The following is a 16,932-nucleotide window of genomic DNA, read 5'->3' as shown; positions in this document are numbered from 1 at the left end:
GCCACCGCGCGATTAAGTTCAAAAATGTCCGAATGTCGGCACTGACCCCGAGGGTTACTCTGACCCCGAGGGTTCCTGACCCCGAGGGTTAGTCGCGGTGGTAGCGGTTGCGGCCGGTTTGTTTGGCCTGGTAGAGGTGGGCGTCGGCGTTGCGGATCAGGGCGTTGGCGTCCTGGCGGTCCAGCGGCGGCATGGCGGTTGCCAGGCCCATGCTGATGGTGACCGTGGCAGCGGTCGGCGAGGCTGCGTGGAGGACCGCCAGCTTGCGCACTTCTTCCTGGATGCGCTGCGCCACCACTTCGGCGCCTTCCGGGCCTTCCTGCGGCAGCAGCAGGATGAATTCTTCGCCGCCGTAGCGGGCCAGTAAATCCTGCGGGCGGGCGGCGCAGCGTTTCATGGCGGCGCTGATCTGCTGCAGGCACAAATCGCCGGCCTGGTGGCCGTAGTGGTCGTTGTACAACTTGAAATGGTCGATGTCGATCATGATCAGCGACAGCGGCAGGTTGGCGCGCGCGCAGCGGCGCCATTCCGATTCCAGGCGGTCGTTGAAATGGCGGCGGTTGGCCACGCCGGTCAACCCGTCGGTCATGCTCAGCTCGCGCATGGCGTCGGCCTGGCGCTTGATGGTGAGCTGGCTGCGTACCCGCGCCCGTACCACGGCCACGTTGAACGGCTTGCTGATGAAGTCGACCGCTCCCGCTTCCAGCGCCCGGGTTTCGTCTTCCGGCTGGCTCAGTGCGGTGACGAAAATCACCGGAATGTCCTGCAGCCGCGGCGACGCGTCCAGCGCAGCGCACACGGCGTAACCATCCATGCCGGGCATGACGGCGTCGAGCAGGATCAGGTCGGGCTGCTGCGCGAGCGCCACCTCGATCGCTTTGTCGCCGGACAGCGCGAACAGCACCTCGTGCTCGTCGCGCAGCGCTTGGTGCAGGATCTGAACGTTTTCCATGGCGTCGTCGACCACCAGTATCCGTCCATTCCGGGCCAGGTTGGTCCAGCTCATGCACTATCCTTTCGCTGCTTCATTGCTTGTGTCACCTCGTCCATGATCCGGGCGGCGGCGTCGAAGTCCAGGCTGTCGACAGCCTCGGCCAGACGTGCTGCAGGTTCCACGCCGGCGAGGGCCGGCTTTAATTCCTTGAAGTAGTCCAAGGCCTTCAAGTTGTTATTCTGAAGCAAACTTTGCAGCACCGCCAGCTTTTGTAGCAATTCATCCTGGTTGATGTTGTCACTGGGAACGTTTCTTTCGTCTATGTTCAGACTGCGGGCTCCGGCCACCACTGCGTCCAGCGCCAGCGCCAGCTGGTCGAGCGCGGTGTGCAGCGCAATCTCGGGGTGGTCTTGCTGCAAGGCGATCTCGGCAACGGCGGCCAGGCGCGCCACCTCGGTGGCGCCCAAGTTGGCGGCCACACCGCGCAACTTGTGCAGCGCCTGCGCGGCCGGCTGGCGCTCGCCGGCGCCGATTGCCGCGCGCACTTCCAGCACCGTGTCGCCATGGGCGCGCTCGAAGCGCTTGAGCAGCCCGGCCAGCGCATCGTAGTTGCCGCCCATGCGCGCGAGCGCGGTGTCGAGATCGATGCCCGGCAGGTCGGTTGGCAGCGTGTAAGTGGCCTGTGCCGGCACTGGCAGCGGCGTGCTGGCGGCGGGCGCCGATGGCGCCAACGCGTGCGGCGCCAGGTTGCGCAACATGGCAATCAGGATTTCGACGTCGACCGGTTTGGCGACGTGGGCGTCCATGCCGGCCTCGGCAGCGCGCTGGCGGTCTTCTTCCATGACGTTGGCGGTCATGGCGATCACCGGCAGCGTCAGGCCGGCGGCGCGCAGCGCGGTGGTGGCGTCGTAGCCGTTCATGACCGGCATTTGCACGTCCATCAGCACCACGTCGTAGCGGTCCGCGCCGCCCAGCAGCTGGTCCAGCGCCAGTTGGCCGTTGCTCACCATGGAAACGCTGGCGCCGGCGTGCAGCAGGATGTATTGCGCCACTTCCTGGTTGATCTCGTTGTCTTCCACCAGCAGGATGCGCAAGCCGGCCAGCCGCCCGTGCAGCGGCGACGGCGGCGCGGTGGCGGTGGCGCCGTCGCCGTGGTCGCCGGCCAGCAGCCCGCGCACCCGTTCCAGCAGGCGCTGCGGACTGACCGGCTTGGACAGCACGCCGGCCACGCCGCTGCCTTCCATGTTCTGCAACACCGTAGCCGCTTCGTGTTCGGACACCATCAGCAGTATGGGGGGCAGGATGGTTCCTGGCCGCAATGCGCTTGCCAGCGTCGCCGGCAAGCCGGCGTCGAGGCCCGGCAGGTCGCGGTCGAGCAGCAGCAATTCGTATGGATGGCCATCCTCGCGGCCCTGGGCCAGCATGGCGCTGGCGTCGGCGGCGTCGGCGGCGCCGTCGGCCTGCCAGCCCAGCCAGGCGCAGGCGGCGGCCAGCGCGCGGCGCACGCCGGGGTTGTCGTCGGCCACCAGCACGGCCAGGCCCTCGACGGCGGCCGGCACCTCGGGCGCACGCGGCGGCGCCGTGCATTCGAGCGGGCAGGTGAACAGGAACTCGGCGCCCTGGCCCGGTTCGCTGCGCACAGCGACAGCGCCGCCCATCATGTCGGCCAGCTGGCGGCAGATCGCCAGGCCCAGGCCCACGCCGCCGAACCTGCGGCTGGTGCTGCTGTCGGCCTGGGAGAAGGCGTCGAAGATGTGCTCCTGCTGTTCGGCCGGAATGCCGATGCCGGTATCGCGCACCGAAAACTCCACCAGGATGGCGCAGTTGGCCGGCAGGTCCGCTTCAGCTGGGGCAGCGCCGCCGATGCTGGCCCGTACCGACAGCACCACCTCGCCGGCGGCGGTAAACTTGATGGCGTTGCTGAGCAGGTTCAGCAGCACCTGCTGCAGGCGCATCGGGTCGCCGGCCAGCTCGTTGGGCACGTGCGGGTCGATGTCGTACACCAGTTCGATGCCCTTGTCGGCGGCGCTGCCGCTGATCAGCACGCTGATGCTGTCGAGGATGTGGCGCAGCTGGAACGGCGCATGTTCGAGCTGCAACTGGCCCGCTTCCACGCGCGACAGTTCCAGCACGTCGTTTACCAGCCCCAGCAGGGACTGGGTGGCGACCTGGATCTTGTCGAGGTAGCCGCGCTCGCGCTGCGCCAGCTGCGCTTCCTGCAACAGCCGGGCCAGGCCGATGATGGCGTTCATTGGCGTGCGGATTTCGTGGCTCATATTGGCCAGGAACTCGCTTTTCGCGCGGCTGGCGGCCTCGGCGCGGTCGCGCGCCAGCACCAGTTCGTCATTGACTTCCTGCAGGTGCAGCTCGGTTTCCTTCAAGGCGGTCACGTCCGACGCCAGCACCAGGAAGCCGCGCACCTCGCCGAACTCGCCCACGTCGGGGATATAGTTGACCCAGGTGTAGCTGACCTTGCCCGATGGCCAGCGCAGTTCGCCGGCAAAGCCCTGCGGCTCGCCGTCCAGCGCGCCCTTGACGTACCGCGCGTTGCTGGCGTATTCCGGCGCGCTTATGACGTCGGGCATGAAGGCGCCCAGCATCTGCGCCTCGTCCATGCCGTACCAGTCGAGGAAGGAGCGGTTGGCGAAGCGGCAGCGCAGGCCGGCGTCCCAGTAGGCCACCATGCCGGGCAGGCTGTCGGTGAGGGTGCGCAGGAAGTGCTCGCTCTTGCCCAGTTGTTCGACGGTGGCGCGCAGGGTTTCCTTGACCTGCTTGCGCTCGGTGATATCCATCGCCAGTCCCAGCACGTGCGTGGCCACGCCATGCTCGTTGCGCAGCGCGACCTTGCGCGTGGTGAGGTAACGGGTGACGCCGCCGGCGTTGACGATCGGTTCCTCGGCGATTTCGGTAATTTCGTTGGCATTGGAGGCCAGCACCGCGCGGTCGGCCTGGTTGTACAGCGCGGCCAGCTCGGGCGGATAGAAGTCGAGGTCGGTCCTGCCCACGAACTCTTCGCCGCTGGTGCGCCCGGACAGCACCGCGCCGTAGCGGTTGACCATCTCGTAGCGCAGGTCCGAGGCGCGCTTGAGGAAGATCATGGCCGGCATGTTTTCCACCACCGAGCTCAACAACTGGCGCGAGCGCTGCAATTCGGCGGCGATGCGTTTCTGGTCGGTGACGTCGAGCAGCAGCCCGGTGATTGCCGTCACCAGCCCGCCCGCGCCGAATTGCGGGTAATAGCTGGCTACCCAGTGCTGCACCGGCCCGGTACGCGGATCGGAGCCGGCGCCGGCGGTGCCCGAGCGCTCGGCGCCGACCAGCGCCCGCCCGGTGTCGAGCACGGTGCGGTAATCGGCCAGGATGCTGCGGCGCAGGGCCGGATCGTGGATCATGTCGCCGATGTGGCGGCCGATATGGGCGACGACCGGCTCACCGGTCAGCCGCGCCAGGAAATCGTTGACGCGGATCACCCGCAGCTCGTTATCGACATAGCTGAGGCCCACCGGCGCGGTCGCGTACAGGGTTTCGAGCTGGCTGCGCGAGCGCTCCAGTTGCTCGGTGCGTTCGCTGACCAGTTGTTCCAGGCCGTGGCGGTGCGCTTTCAGATCGATTTCCAGCGCGTTGAATGCTTGCGCCACGGCACCGGCCTCGCGGAAGGCCATCGGTTCGAGCGTGAACGGGCGGCCGGCGGCCAGCGCCTCGGCCGGTCCCACCAGGGCCCGTACCGAGCGTGCAATGCGCCCGCCTACCAGCCATGCCAGCGAAAAGCCGGCCAGCAGCACCAGGCCCATGGTCAGCGAGATATTGGTGACCGCGCGCAGCAGCTCTTCCAGCGCCTTGGCCTGCGGCGTGGACATGACCACGGTGGCGCCGCTCACCGGTGAGCGGCTGTAGCCGCGGTAGATGGCATTGCCTTCGGTGTCGGTGGTGGCAAACAGGGCGTCCGGGGTTTGCTGGAAGCGTGCGCGCAGGGCCGCGTCGGCCATTTGCCCCAGCAACTGGCGCGGCCCGCCCGCCTGCGCCACCAGCCGGCCTTCGCCGTCATACAGGGCCATGATCTGGTGCGGCTTGATGCGCTCGTCGCGTAGGATCTTGTCGAGCTGGTCCGGCTTGAGCAGGGCGGTCAGCGCATATACCACCTGGTTGTCCACGAACACCGGCACATCGACCGCCAGCAGCGCGCTGCCAGCCACGTACACGACCGACAGTTGCGCCCGCGCCGTGTGATACAGCGGCGCCAGGCGGCTGGCGTTGTTGATCGAATTGAAGGTGTCTGGCAGCGGCGCGCCGACGTGCATGGTGACCTGGCCGGTGCTGTCGCTGAGCAAAAATTGCGACGCCGGGAAATGCGGCCCCAGCAGGCCGCCGGCCTGCAGGCGCAACGTCGCCATGTCGTCGCTGCGGATGCTGGGAGAGATCGCCAGCGCCTGGGCCGCGCCCTGGCTTTGCACCAGGTCGCGGTCGATGGCGGCAGCCACCATGCGCGCGGCCTTGCGCGTGTCTTCCATCAGGGTGTCGCGCTCGCGGCTGTAGAACTGTTGCACCACCGCGCCGAAGCCGATCGTGGTCGGCAGCGCGCAGGCCAGGACCAGCAGGGCGATCTGCGCGCGGATCGACGGCAGGCGGGAGTTTTCCGGCACTGGCTGGCGCTAGAAGAAGACGGCGGTGCGCTGGATCACGCTGCCGTTATTGGTATAGGGAGCGGTGGCGCGCACCGAGCCGGTGTCGAACTTGCCGTCGTCGAGCTTGCTGTCGATCTGTTCGGCGAAGCTGTCCGGCAGGTTGTCGAGGCGCACGCCGTTGCCGCCGCGTCCACCGACGGCGTCGTTGTAGATGTACACCGCGCCGCCCTGGGCGCTGGTCATGAAGTCGGTAGTGCCGTTGAACGACCCGGTGATGAAGCCGGCCAGCGCCAGGTGTTGCGGCGCCAGCAGGTATTCGGCGATCTGGCCGTCGCCATTGCCATTGCCGGTGGCGCCCGGCGCGTGGGTGGTGCCCTGCACGTCGTCGCCGGGCAGGGCGCGGAACTTGTCCTGGTAGGCGTTGACTGCCGACGTCAGCGACGTCGATTGCTGGATGATATTTTTGACCCGGGCGCTGTCGATCAGGCTCTGCCCCTTGAGCACGCCGCCGAGCAGCAGGCCGATGATGACCAGCACGATGGCGATTTCCACCAGCGTGAAGCCGGCTTGCCGCGAAGTTGGAAGGGAGTGACGGGGCGCGCGCATGGTGGTTCCTTTCAGTAAATCAATCGCACTCTATATTACCGCAGCGCTAGCGCCCGGTGGAATGGTTCTGTTGCTGCTGAGTCAGTTGTTGCAGGCGTTCGGACAGGAATTTCAGCTCACGCGGATCGGTGACCTGACCGCTGTCGAGCAGGCCGCCAACCAGCGCCCGTGCGCCATCGAGCTCGTTCATGTCTTCGAGGATGAAAATTTCCAGCTGCCGCGCCCAGGCCGGCACCCTGGCGCCGGTGGCGTGCAGGCGGATGTCGTGCGCGTACGCGCGCGCCAGCGGCAGGTCGTGCAACCGGTGTTTTGCCACCAGCGCGGCGTGGGCCAGCCACGGCCAGCGCCGGTCGGGGTCTTCGGCAAAGCGGGCGTGGACAAAATCGAGCATCAGCCGCGTGCGCACGGGGTCGCCGACGGCGCCGTACACCTGGCTGGCAGCGAGCAGCGGCGACTGGCCGCGCGGGTCGAGCTCGAGCACGCGTTGCAGCCAGCCGATCACGGTGGGATAGTCGAGTTCGCGCCAGGACACGCTCACGCCCGCCTGCTCGTCGAACCCCTGCACGTACAGCATGGTCAGCCGCGCCAGCGCCACCGGCTCGCCCAGCGCCGCCAGTTGCAAGGCCTGCCTTGATGGCGCCGGCGGCAGTGCCTGCGCCCGGGCTTTTTCAGAGGGACGGCTGGCCTGCCAAGCCACCTGCAACAGCAGGGCCAGCACCAGCATCAGCCACACGCCGCGCGGCACCGCCTTGACCGGTTTCTGGACGGCAGTCATCAGATCTGCTTGCGGTAGAGGTCGAACAAGCCGGCGCCGGCCATCAGCGCCACGTACAGCGCGGTCTGGACCGCGATCGCCAGCAGCTCGGCGCCGCTGCCGCCGTGGTACACCAGCCAGTCGCTGCGGGTGAACTGGTCCAGGTGCGGCAGCAGCAGGGCCAGCAAATCGAGGCCGCCGCCCAGCACCTGCTGGCCCAGGTTGTCGGCAGCAGCGCCGGACTGCTTCATCAGTTGCAGCGCGCCGATGGCGCGCGCCACCAGGTAGAACGCCGTGGCTGCCGCCAGCGCCGGCAGCACTTGCTGCAAGGTCAGCACGCACAGCAGGCTGAAGGCGGCCACGATCCAGCACTCGCACAGCAGCGAGAACGCCCATAAGGCGGCCTGGTCCGGCGGCGCCAGGGCCAGCGCCAGGGCGCCGAACAGCAGCGCCGGCAACACGGCCAGGGCGCCAAAGCCGGCCAGCTTGCCGGCCAGGTACACGGCGCGCGGCATCGGCAGGGCCAGCAGCAATTCGAGCCCCTTGTCGTTGGCTTCGCGCACCATGCTGGTGATGACGAAGGTGGCGACCAGGAACACGCTGGCCAGCCGCAGCACGGCGCCCAGCAGGGCCGCCTGCAATTGATGGCTTTCGGTCAGCGCCAGTTCCTGCAAAAAGCCGGCCAGGCCCACGGCGCCGAGGGCGGCCACAATCAACAGCCACAGCAGGCGGTTGCGCAGCGCTTCGAGCAGGGTGTAGCGGGCGATCGTCGACGCCATCGATAAATGCATCATGGCAGCTTTTGCGCCGCGACCATGCGATTGAACAGGATGTTGGGCGAGAGCCACAGCACCACGTCGTCGTATTCGCCGCCGGGCGCGCGCGGATCGGTACTGGCCGGGCGCGTGACGAACGCCACGCCTTCACCGCCGAGGTTGGTTTTCTCGTCGATATTGCCCAGCCCGGCGTCGAGCAGCCGGGTGTTCTGGTCGCTGGTGGCGCCGTAGCCGTTGCGGCCGAACGACACGATCACGGCCGGGATGTCGTTGGCGTCGGAGGCCGGGATGATCTGGCCGTCCATGCCGCGCGTGGCCACCGTGATGTCGCGCGGCGAGCTCAAGGTGAAAAAGCTGACGCTGTCGGCAAACGAGGGCGTGACGGAATAGGCCAGTACCCGGCCCCAGCCGTCCAGGCGCGACACGCCCAGCGTGGCCCACGGCAGGTAGCCATAGCGTTTGTTGCAAAGGCTGCCGGCACGGTCTTCGCGGCCATCGATGGCGGAGATGGCGGGACATGGCAGGTAGCCGTTGCGCAGCGCAAAGCCGAACAGCGCTTCGCGCGCGTCTTCCATCACGCGCCGGGTATCGGCCACGCGGCGCTGCTCGAGCTGCGACGACAGCGGTGCCACCAGTCCGCCGATCAGCAGGCCGACCACCAGCAGCACGATGGCGATTTCGACGATGGTGAAGCCGGACTGGCGGCGCTGCTGGCTTAATCGGGAGTGGAATGGCATGGGCATTATTGCAGTGTTTTTTTGACGGGGGCGGTGGCGCGCAGGCGCTCGCGAATTAGGCGCAGCGGCACCCAGCCGAGTTCGTTGCTGAAGCTGCCGCCGGCGCTGCGCACATCGTCGGTGGCGGCGCGCGCCATGAAGTCGCGTACGGCTTCGGCATTGGCCTGTTCGTCGAGGTTGTCGGTGACCACGCCGGCCTGTTCGATGCCGGCCAGGCTGGTGCCCAGGTGGCGACCGCTGGACAGGATCACGGCTGCCGCGCAGCGGTCGTCCACCACGCAGTTGGCCGAGCCCACGCGGTAGAAGATGCCGCCGTCGCCGCTGCGGTCGAGCAGGGTCTTGGTGGCCTCGGGCGCGCGCGCGAGCTTGTTATCGGTGAACTCGGGCGAGACGCTGTAACGCAGCAGCTTGTTCCAGCCATCGCCGGGCGTGAGGCCCAGCGTGGTCCACGGCAGCCAGCCGGTGCAGGCGGCATCGTCGGTGCATGGCTGGCCACGTTCTCGCCCGTCCAGCGCCGACTGCGCCGGCCGCGGCAGCCGGCGGTGCAGCACCGCGTAGCCGAGCAGTGCTTCGCGCGCATCGGCCAGCGCAGCGCGCGTGAGCGCCTGGCGATGCAGGTCGCCCTTGGGCTGGCTGAACATGCTGATCAGGAACGACGACGCGCCGAGGCCCAGCACCAGCAGCAACAGCAGCAGAGCCGCGCCGCGCTGGTGTGCCAGCGGCGCCGGGCTCACCGTCATCTGACGCCGTGCCGCTGGCCGCTGGTGCACTGTCAACGGCTGCCGTGCGCGGGGCAGGCAGCATGGCGCTGGCCGGGATGGCCGGGATGGCTGGGGTGGCGTCATTGGCTGACGTCTTTCACGCGGCCGTCGGCCAGGTCGTAGCGCTGGCCCGGTTGCAGCACGATGCGCCGGCCCGACGGCAGGGTGACGGCGACGGCCTTGCTGTCGCGGTTGCTGAACTTGTTGGCGGCGCCGCGCTGCGGCACGTTGTTGAGCCAGATCGTGCTGCGGCCATTGCTGCTGCGCAGGACGCCGTTCATGGTCAGCTGTTCGGGGACGGTCTCGGTTGTCGCTGCCGCTGCCGGCGCCGAACCGGGCATCGGCATCGGCATTTGCGTTGGGATCGGCTGCTGCTGCTGCTGCTGCGGTTGCGAGGTAGGCGCAAGTTCGCGGCTGGTGCGCGCCATGGCCATCACCTCGGCTTGCATGCCGGGCGGCAGATTGGGTGGCAACGCGGGCACGACGTCGGGCGCGAACCCGGGGCGAGTTCCCTGCGGCATCGCCTGCGCGGCTGGCATCGCCGCTTGCATCCCTGCGGGCATGGCCGGCATCGTGCTTGGCTGCATTGCACCAGCTCTTTGCGCCTCGGCCGGCGACATGGCCGGCGCCAGTGCGCCAGCGCTACCCGGCGTGGTCTGCGGGAAGCCGATCCCGGCCCCGGCGCCGGCCGGCCGGTTGCGGCTGGCGTCGATGGCCTGGCGTTCTTGCGGTGTATTGAACAGTCGGCCCAGCTGCGGCTGGGCGTGCGCCGCGCACAAGGCGAGCAGCGGCAGCGACAGCAGTAGCCGTTTCATGGCCGCCTCCCGGTCGCCAGCGCCACCGATGGTGCGGAGGTGATGGCGCCGGCGTTGGGCGCCATGGTGATCCAGTTGAGCGTGCAATCGACGCCCAGGTTGCCGCCCGCAGCACCAGCGCCGCTTGCGCCACCTGCACCGGCCGGGTTGGCCTGGCCACCGCCAACTGCCGCCAGCCGCTTGAGCGAACAATCCTGCGCGGCGAAAAAGCCGCGGCCATGCAGCCCGCCGAGGAAGTCGAACAAGTCCATCTCGTGCAGCAGTTCCATGTGCAGGCGCATGCGGCTGCCGCGCAGCTGGTAGTCGCCCAGGTCCATCGCCGCTTCCAGCCGCACCGGTTGCTGCGGTTCGATCTGGTAGCTCAGCGGCGGCAATTGCAGTTCCTCCTGCACCTGGCGGATCGCGTCGACCCATTCCAGGCGCCGCTCCTCGCCGATCAGCCCGCGCTGGCGCAGTTCCAGGTAGCGTCGCTGGAAATTGCGGATGTCGCGTTTTTCGCTGTCGACGTGGGCATAGCGCGAGTGGGCTGTGTCGCGCAGGCGGGTGGCGTGTTGCAGGTCGGCGTCGGCGTCGTGGCGCTGGGCGGCAGTGACCGCCACCAGCGTGGCGCCGATGATGACGGCCGCCAGCGCGGCCAGCCCGGCGGTGCGGATCTGGGCGAACTCGGTGATCCAGTACGGCAGGGCGATGGTGTTCGCAGGCTTTTTTGGGGACAGGGCGGCAGGATTGGGATTCATGGCTTCCATACCAGGTTCAGGGTAAATCTGGCGCGGGTAGGCGCCGCTGTCGTGCCAGCCTTGCCGTCAAGGCGCACGGTGGGCCGGGTGTCGAGTGGTGGCTTGTCCACCTGCACCAGCAGGCGCGGGTTGGCCGCCAGCTGTCGGGCGAATTGGTTCATGGTGTTGACGGCATTGCGGTAATCATCTTCGGGCGACAAAATTTCCGCCTCGATCGAGAGCGATTGCGGTGGCCGCGCCGGGATGCCGGCCAGCAGCGACGACATCGACGTGGCCGCTGCCGTACCAGTGCCACCAGCACTGCCGTTGGCCAGCACCGGTGCGCCTGCTGGCGGCTGGCCCGGCAGATCGACCTTCCAGCCCAGTTGCAGCAGGCGGATTTGCGGCGACTGCTCCAGTGCCGCGCTTACCATGGACACCATCTGCCACGGCGATGGTCCCTGCACGACCAGCATGCGCTCGACATTGACTGCCGCGCGCATATTGGCGGTGGACGTCACGCGCGCCGGCATGGCGGCCATTACCTCGTTGTAGCGGCGGTCGAACTGGCGCGCTTCCTGCGCCAGGCGCTCGCTGTCGGCGCGCGCGTCCCACGCCTGCCACAGGTTGAGGCCCACCGCGCACGCGGCGATGCCGGCCACGGCGCCGGCCGCGAGGTACAGGTTGCGGCGCGCGCGCCACAGCTGGAAGTAGCGGCGCAGCGGCCCCAGCGTGTAGTGACTGGCCGGCTGAGTAGTGGCCAGCAGGGCCAGCAGCATGGTGTCGGCCAGCGCGCCGGCAGCGTCGCCAACGGCCGCGCTCACCCCCAGCCGGTCAGTCACCTGCGCCAGCGGCAGGAAGCGGAACGCGGTTTCAGGACCGTCCGCGCATTGCATTTCCAGGGCCGGCAACTGGCCGGCCGGCGCGATGATCACTGTTTCGAGCACGCTGCCACGCGCCAGCAGCCGTACGCTGGTCAAAAACTGCTGGGTCTTGGCGGCCTCGGCGCCGACGTTGACGGCGTCGCCATCGCGGTCGATGGCCGGCGTCAGGCGCGAGAATTTCAGCTGGCCGCGCTGGAAATAGCTCTGGCGCCAGCCCGCCGATTGCTGGGTCACTAGTAACAGGTGCTCGTCGAGCAAGCCGAGCTTGTTGACCAGGTGCTCGCTCAGCAAGGTGGTCGAGTACAGGCCAGCGAGTGGAATGCGTTCTTGTTCGAGCGCCTCCACCCATGGCAGCACGATGGCCGGATTGGTCAGCGCGGAGAGCAGCACGATGTCGTCGCGGCGGCCGTCCGGCTCGCGGCCCTGCACCTCGTGGTGGCGGAACGGCGTTTCGCGGTATTGTTGCAGCAGACGGCGCTGCGTGAGTTTGACGCCCGCGCGCCCGCTCACGTGCGGCAGGTGCACGCGTTGAAAATCTTCTTCGATCAGGTCGGTCAGCAGCAGCACCGGCACCTGGCGCTGGTGATCGAGGTGATCGAGCAGGTCATCCATGCCGGCGCTGTCGTTGGTAAAGCTAGCGCCGCCCAACAGGCGGCCGCGCTCCCAGCGCCAGGCGGTGAGGGTATCGTTGCTCAGATAGAGTACATGTCGGTTCAGCACGGGAGCCTCAGGTCTGGATCTTGCTGATCGTGTCGTATATCGGGCCCATCACGGACAACATGATCCAGCCCACCATCAGGCCCAGGATCACGGTCATGGCCGGCTCTATCATCGATTGCACCTTCTCGATCATTTCCTTCACTTCGCGGTTGTAGAAGTAGGCGACGTTGCGCAGCGCGCCGTCGAGCGCGCCGGTGGTCTCGCCCACCTTGAGCATGCGGATCACCAGCGGCGGAAAGATGCCGGTATGCTGGAACGCGGCCGTGATGCCCTGGCCCTCGGAAATCAGCTGGCCGGCGCGGCGCAGGCCGGCGGCCACCACGCGGTTGCCGACGATGCCCTCCGACAGCCGCAGGCATTCGAGGATCGAAATGCCCGACGCGTACATCATCGCAAAGAACGTGGCAAAGCGCGCCAGCATGATCTTGTGCAGCACCGGGCCGATCAGCCACACCCGCAACTTGAAACCATCGGCGACAAAGCGCGCCTGCTCGCTGTGGCCGAGCCATGCGCGCAGGCCGACATAAGCGACGACCGGCAGCGCCACGATGACGTACCAGTAATCGATGAAGATGCCGGACACCCAGATCAGCGCCTTGGTGTGCAGCGGCAGGGTGTTGCCCATGTTTTTGACAAAGCTGGTCAGCTGCGGCACCAGGTAGATCATCAGGAAGAACGTCACGCCGGTGACGAACAGGCCGACGGCCGCCGGGTACATCACGATCTTTTTTGTCTGCGACGCCAGCTCGTCCTGCCACTTCAGGCTTTCCGACAGGTTCTTGAACACCTCGGTCAGCTTGCCGCTTTGCTCGCCCGCCATCACCAGGCTGGTAAACGTGTGGTCGAACACCTCCGGGTACGCGGCCATGGCGGCCGACAGTTGCAGGCCGCCTTCGATATTCTCGATCAGGCCCGTGATCATCTCGCGAAAGCGCGGATGATCGATGCTCTCGCGCAGGTCGTTCAAGCCTTCGAGGATCGGCACGCCGGCGCCGGTCAGCTGCTCCATGTGGAAGCAGAAGTTGATCAGGTCGCGCCGCGTGATCACGCGTTTGAGCGCCATCACGCGCGCGCGCGACACGCGGCAGTCGATCAGGTCCAGGCCCATGCGGTGCAGGCGCAGTTCCAGGTCCGGCTCGTTCGATGCATCCATATTGCCGGGCTGGATCTGGCCGGAGGTGTTCATGGCACGGTAAATATACTGGGGCATCAGTGCAGCCTCCCCAGGCGCTCGGTCAGATCGACCACGCGGCCCACTTCCTCGAGCGTGGTCACGCCTTCGAGTACGCGGCGCACGCCGTCGTCGATCAGGCTGTGGAAGCCGCCGGCCGCTGCCGCCGTCTTCAGCTCGCGCGACGACACGCGCCGCGCCACCAGTTCATCCAACGCCGGCGTCATTTTCAGCAGTTCGATGATGGCGATCCTTCCCTTGTAGCCCTGGTGCGCGCAGCGCTCGCAGCCGACCGCGCGGTACAGCGTTTGCGGCGGCGCGTCGTCGGCCAGGCCGAGCAGCTGGCGCTCGACGTCGTCGGCTGTGTGCGCCTCGCGGCAATGCGGGCACAGCTTGCGCACCAGGCGCTGGGCGATGATGCCGATGATGTTGCCGGACATGATGTCGGGCAGCACGCCGATGTCGAGCAGTCGTGGAATCGCGCCGATGGCCGAGTTGGTGTGCAGCGTGGAATACACCTGGTGGCCGGTCATGGCGGCGGCAAACGCCATCTCGGCGGTTTCCTGGTCGCGGATCTCGCCGACCAGGATGATGTCCGGGTCTTGCCGCATCATCGAGCGGATGCCTTCGGCAAAACCCATCTTGGCCGATTCGTTCACCGACGTCTGGCGGATCATGTTCATCGGGTACTCGACCGGGTCTTCCAGCGTCATGATGTTGACGCTCTCGGTGTTGATGTGGTTGAGGATCGAGTACAGCGTGGTGGTCTTGCCCGAGCCGGTGGGGCCGGTCACCAGGATCACGCCGTCGGGCCGGGCGATCATCAGCTTCAGCAGGCTCAGTTCCGCTTCGCCGAGGCCCAGGCCGTCCAGCGGCACGATGCCTTTCTGGCGGTCGAGTACGCGCAAGACAAAGTTTTCGCCGTGCGTGGTCGGCTGGGCCGAGGCGCGGAAATCGATCTGCCGGCCCGAAAACTTGATCGAGATGCGGCCGTCCTGCGGCGCGCGCGTTTCGGCGATGTTCATGTTCGACATCACCTTAAGCCGCACGGCCATGGCTGGCCAGTACGATTTGTGCAGGCTGCGGATCTGGCGCAGGATGCCGTCGATACGGTAGCGGATGCGCAGGAACGACTGCTCCGGCTCGAAGTGCAAATCCGACGCGCTGTTCTGCACGGCGTCGGCCAGGATCGCGTCGATCAGGCGCACCATCGGCTGGCTGTATTCGTCGGACGTGGAACCCATGCTGGCGTAGTTCACTTCACCGGTTTCGATCTCGTGCAGGATGCCGTCGATCGACAGCTCGAAACCGTAATACTGGTCGATCGCGCGCGAGATGTCCGATTCGTTGACCAGCAGCGGCGTGATCGTGATGCCCTTGACCAGCATGGCGCTGATCTGGTCGAGTGCGACGATGTTGCTGGTGTCGGACATGGCCAGGATCAGGTTGTCCGTCTGCCGCTCGTAGACGATCGGGAACACCCGGTAGCGCTTGGCCACTTCCTTCGGAATCAGCTTTAACGCGATGGCGTCCACCACCAGGCTGGTCAGGTCGGCGCTTTGCTGGTTGAGGTTTTCCGACAGCGCCATGCGCACCGTCGCTTCGGTGACGAAGCCGAGCGTGATCAGCAGTTTGCCGAGCGGCTCGTTGCTGCGCTTTTGCTCGATCAGCGCGATGCGCAACTGGTCTTCGCTGATCACGCCTTTCTGGATCAGCAGTTTGCCGAGCGGAAGTTTTGCTTGTTCTGCCATGGAACTCCTAGTGCGCCCCGCTCAACTCGTGCATGCGCTGGCGCAGCGCGGTGCGGTCGAAACCGGCCGGCTTGTCCTGACCCAGCGCCAGTGCGCGCTGGTAATACGTCAGCGCCAGCTTGCCCTGGTTCAGGCGGTCGAGGCCGATGGCCAGGTTGTAGGCGTAGTCGGCATTGTCGGGCGCGGCCGAGTAGGCGCGGAAATACGTCTGCTGCGCTTCGGGCCAGCGACTTTGCTGGGCGTACAGGTTGCCCAGGGCGAACAGCACCGGGCCGGCCTCGGGATTGCCGGTCAAAATCGCTTTCAGGCGCCGCTCGTTCTGGCCGATGTCGCCGCCGCTCATGCCCACCAGGCCGGCCACGGCGGTGGCGTCGTTGGGATCGAGTTCGAGCAGGCGCAGGTAGTAGCTCGAGGCTTGCGCACCCTGGTTCTGGCGCGCGGCGACCGTGGCCAGGCCCAGCAGGGCGTCGCGGCTGTTGGGATCCTGGCGCAGCGCGGCCTGGTATTGTTGCTGGGCGTTGGCCAGGTCGCCCGTACCCAGCGCCTCGTAAGCGTTGGTCAGCGCCGGGGCGATGCGCGCCGGCTGCACGCTGCGCGCCACGCGGATATCGGTGTTGTCGGGTGCGGCCACGGGCGGCAGGCGCTCCTGGCGCGGCGTATTCGCCTGCGCCTGGATCGCCTGCTGGGCGGCGGCCAGTTCCTGCTCGGTGCGTTCCAGGCGGCGTTCGAGGTCGGCGCGGGCGGCGCGGCCCATGCCGCCCATCGGCGACGGCGCCAGCATGCCGGCCACCGACGGATCGCCGCCCGACGGATCGCCGCCCGACGGATCGACACCATTGCCGAGGACTGATGTATCGCTGCTGCCGGCTGGTCCGACGAATTGCACCGCGCCAGGGCCGGTAGCGCCGGTGGCGCCCGCTGGCGGCATGGCGACCGGTGGCAGGCGCGAGCCCGCGCCCGGCGCCATCACGGCCTGCCAGTAGTAGTAACCGAAGCCGAGGATGATCAGCGCCAGGACCAACAGCAGGCCGATCAGGCGCAGGCGTTCCGGGTCCATGCCTGGCGGCTCGGCGCTGGCGGCGGCTGCCGCGCGGACGCGGGCGCGTGGTGTGGCGTCCTTGCTGCTGCCGTTGTTGCCATTGCCGTTGTGGTTGCCATTGCCATTGCCGTTGCTGGCGCGTGGCGTGGCGCGCGGCCGGGCCGCTTCGGCGCTGGCGGCAGCTGCGCCGGCGGCGGCTGTCGCGCTGGTACGAAGCGGCGCACCGGTGACCGGATCGAACCCGGCGGACGATGCGCTGTATCCGGTCCCGGTCCCGGTTCCGGTCACGGTTTCGGTCCCGGAACCCGGGCGATAAGCTGGCGCAGTCCCGGCACGCGACAGGCCGGCGGCATCGAGGTCGCCACTGTCTGCGCCAAGTGAAGCGTGGTCGCCTGGACCAGCGCTGGCTGCGGCAGATGCCGACGTCCCGCGCGCAGGCGGCGCGGCCGGATCGGACGCCAGGTCGAAAGACAGGCTCGATTCATGCTGCGGCGCGTTCGGCGGTACCGGGTCCGGCATCGGGCGCAGCGTGTCGCTGGCGGCGGCAGCGCCGGTGGGCGAGGGCTGCTCCAGGCTGAACGACGGTTCGAAGTCCAGGCTGAGCTCGCGCCGGGCCGACGCCGCGCCAGCCGCTGCGGCAGGGGCG

13 protein-coding genes are annotated in these 16,932 nt (G+C 67.7%); all 13 read right to left on the bottom strand.

Translation table 11 applies throughout. From position 1 onward, the window contains the following. Positions 1-88: 88 nt before the first annotated feature. Positions 89-1,006, bottom strand: a complete 918-nt coding sequence (locus DUPY_RS24910; RefSeq protein ID WP_070251844.1) for a diguanylate cyclase domain-containing protein — start codon at positions 1,004-1,006, stop codon at positions 89-91. Then, a complete protein-coding gene (locus tag DUPY_RS24905; protein ID WP_070251843.1) occupies positions 1,003-5,574 on the bottom strand; it encodes a PAS domain-containing protein in 4,572 nt (1,523 codons plus the stop codon). The genes DUPY_RS24910 and DUPY_RS24905 overlap by 4 nt, the downstream gene beginning before the upstream one ends. Before the next feature lie 9 nt (positions 5,575-5,583). After that, positions 5,584-6,162, bottom strand: a complete 579-nt coding sequence (locus DUPY_RS24900) for a prepilin-type N-terminal cleavage/methylation domain-containing protein (protein ID WP_070251842.1) — start codon at positions 6,160-6,162, stop codon at positions 5,584-5,586. Positions 6,163-6,208: 46 nt separating this feature from the next. Further along, positions 6,209-6,937, bottom strand: a complete 729-nt coding sequence (locus DUPY_RS24895) for a hypothetical protein (RefSeq protein WP_070251841.1) — start codon at positions 6,935-6,937, stop codon at positions 6,209-6,211. Further along, complete coding sequence (locus DUPY_RS24890; protein WP_229255499.1) at positions 6,937-7,710, bottom strand: ABC transporter permease; 774 nt, start codon at positions 7,708-7,710, stop codon at positions 6,937-6,939. The genes DUPY_RS24895 and DUPY_RS24890 overlap by 1 nt, the downstream gene beginning before the upstream one ends. Then, complete coding sequence (locus DUPY_RS24885) at positions 7,707-8,429, bottom strand: prepilin-type N-terminal cleavage/methylation domain-containing protein (RefSeq protein ID WP_070251853.1); 723 nt, start codon at positions 8,427-8,429, stop codon at positions 7,707-7,709. Before DUPY_RS24885 ends, DUPY_RS24890 begins: the two co-directional genes overlap by 4 nt. Before the next feature lie 5 nt (positions 8,430-8,434). Beyond that, positions 8,435-9,169: a hypothetical protein gene (locus DUPY_RS24880; RefSeq protein WP_070251840.1), complete on the bottom strand. Its 735-nt coding sequence runs from the start codon at positions 9,167-9,169 to the stop codon at positions 8,435-8,437. A 101-nt stretch (positions 9,170-9,270) separates the two neighbouring features. Continuing rightward, complete coding sequence (locus DUPY_RS24875; protein WP_070251839.1) at positions 9,271-10,005, bottom strand: hypothetical protein; 735 nt, start codon at positions 10,003-10,005, stop codon at positions 9,271-9,273. Beyond that, on the bottom strand, positions 10,002-10,742 hold the full coding sequence (locus DUPY_RS24870; RefSeq protein ID WP_071651703.1) for a hypothetical protein: 741 nt from the start codon (positions 10,740-10,742) through the stop codon (positions 10,002-10,004). The genes DUPY_RS24875 and DUPY_RS24870 overlap by 4 nt, the downstream gene beginning before the upstream one ends. Beyond that, positions 10,739-12,325: a hypothetical protein gene (locus DUPY_RS24865; RefSeq protein WP_070251837.1), complete on the bottom strand. Its 1,587-nt coding sequence runs from the start codon at positions 12,323-12,325 to the stop codon at positions 10,739-10,741. The genes DUPY_RS24870 and DUPY_RS24865 overlap by 4 nt, the downstream gene beginning before the upstream one ends. A gap of 7 nt (positions 12,326-12,332) precedes the next feature. Continuing rightward, a complete protein-coding gene (locus DUPY_RS24860) occupies positions 12,333-13,535 on the bottom strand; it encodes a type II secretion system F family protein (RefSeq protein ID WP_070251836.1) in 1,203 nt (400 codons plus the stop codon). Continuing rightward, a complete protein-coding gene (locus DUPY_RS24855) occupies positions 13,535-15,247 on the bottom strand; it encodes a GspE/PulE family protein (RefSeq protein ID WP_070251835.1) in 1,713 nt (570 codons plus the stop codon). Before DUPY_RS24855 ends, DUPY_RS24860 begins: the two co-directional genes overlap by 1 nt. A 7-nt stretch (positions 15,248-15,254) precedes the next feature. Then, the coding region (locus DUPY_RS28095; protein WP_070251834.1) for a tetratricopeptide repeat protein at positions 15,255-16,932 on the bottom strand (1,678 nt) is incomplete at its 5' end.

This window comes from Duganella phyllosphaerae (assembly GCF_001758785.1).
GTDB lineage: Bacteria > Pseudomonadota > Gammaproteobacteria > Burkholderiales > Burkholderiaceae_D > Rugamonas > Rugamonas phyllosphaerae.
The sequence above is the reverse complement of the archived record's forward strand: the minus strand, read 5'-3'. Positions and strand labels throughout refer to the sequence as shown.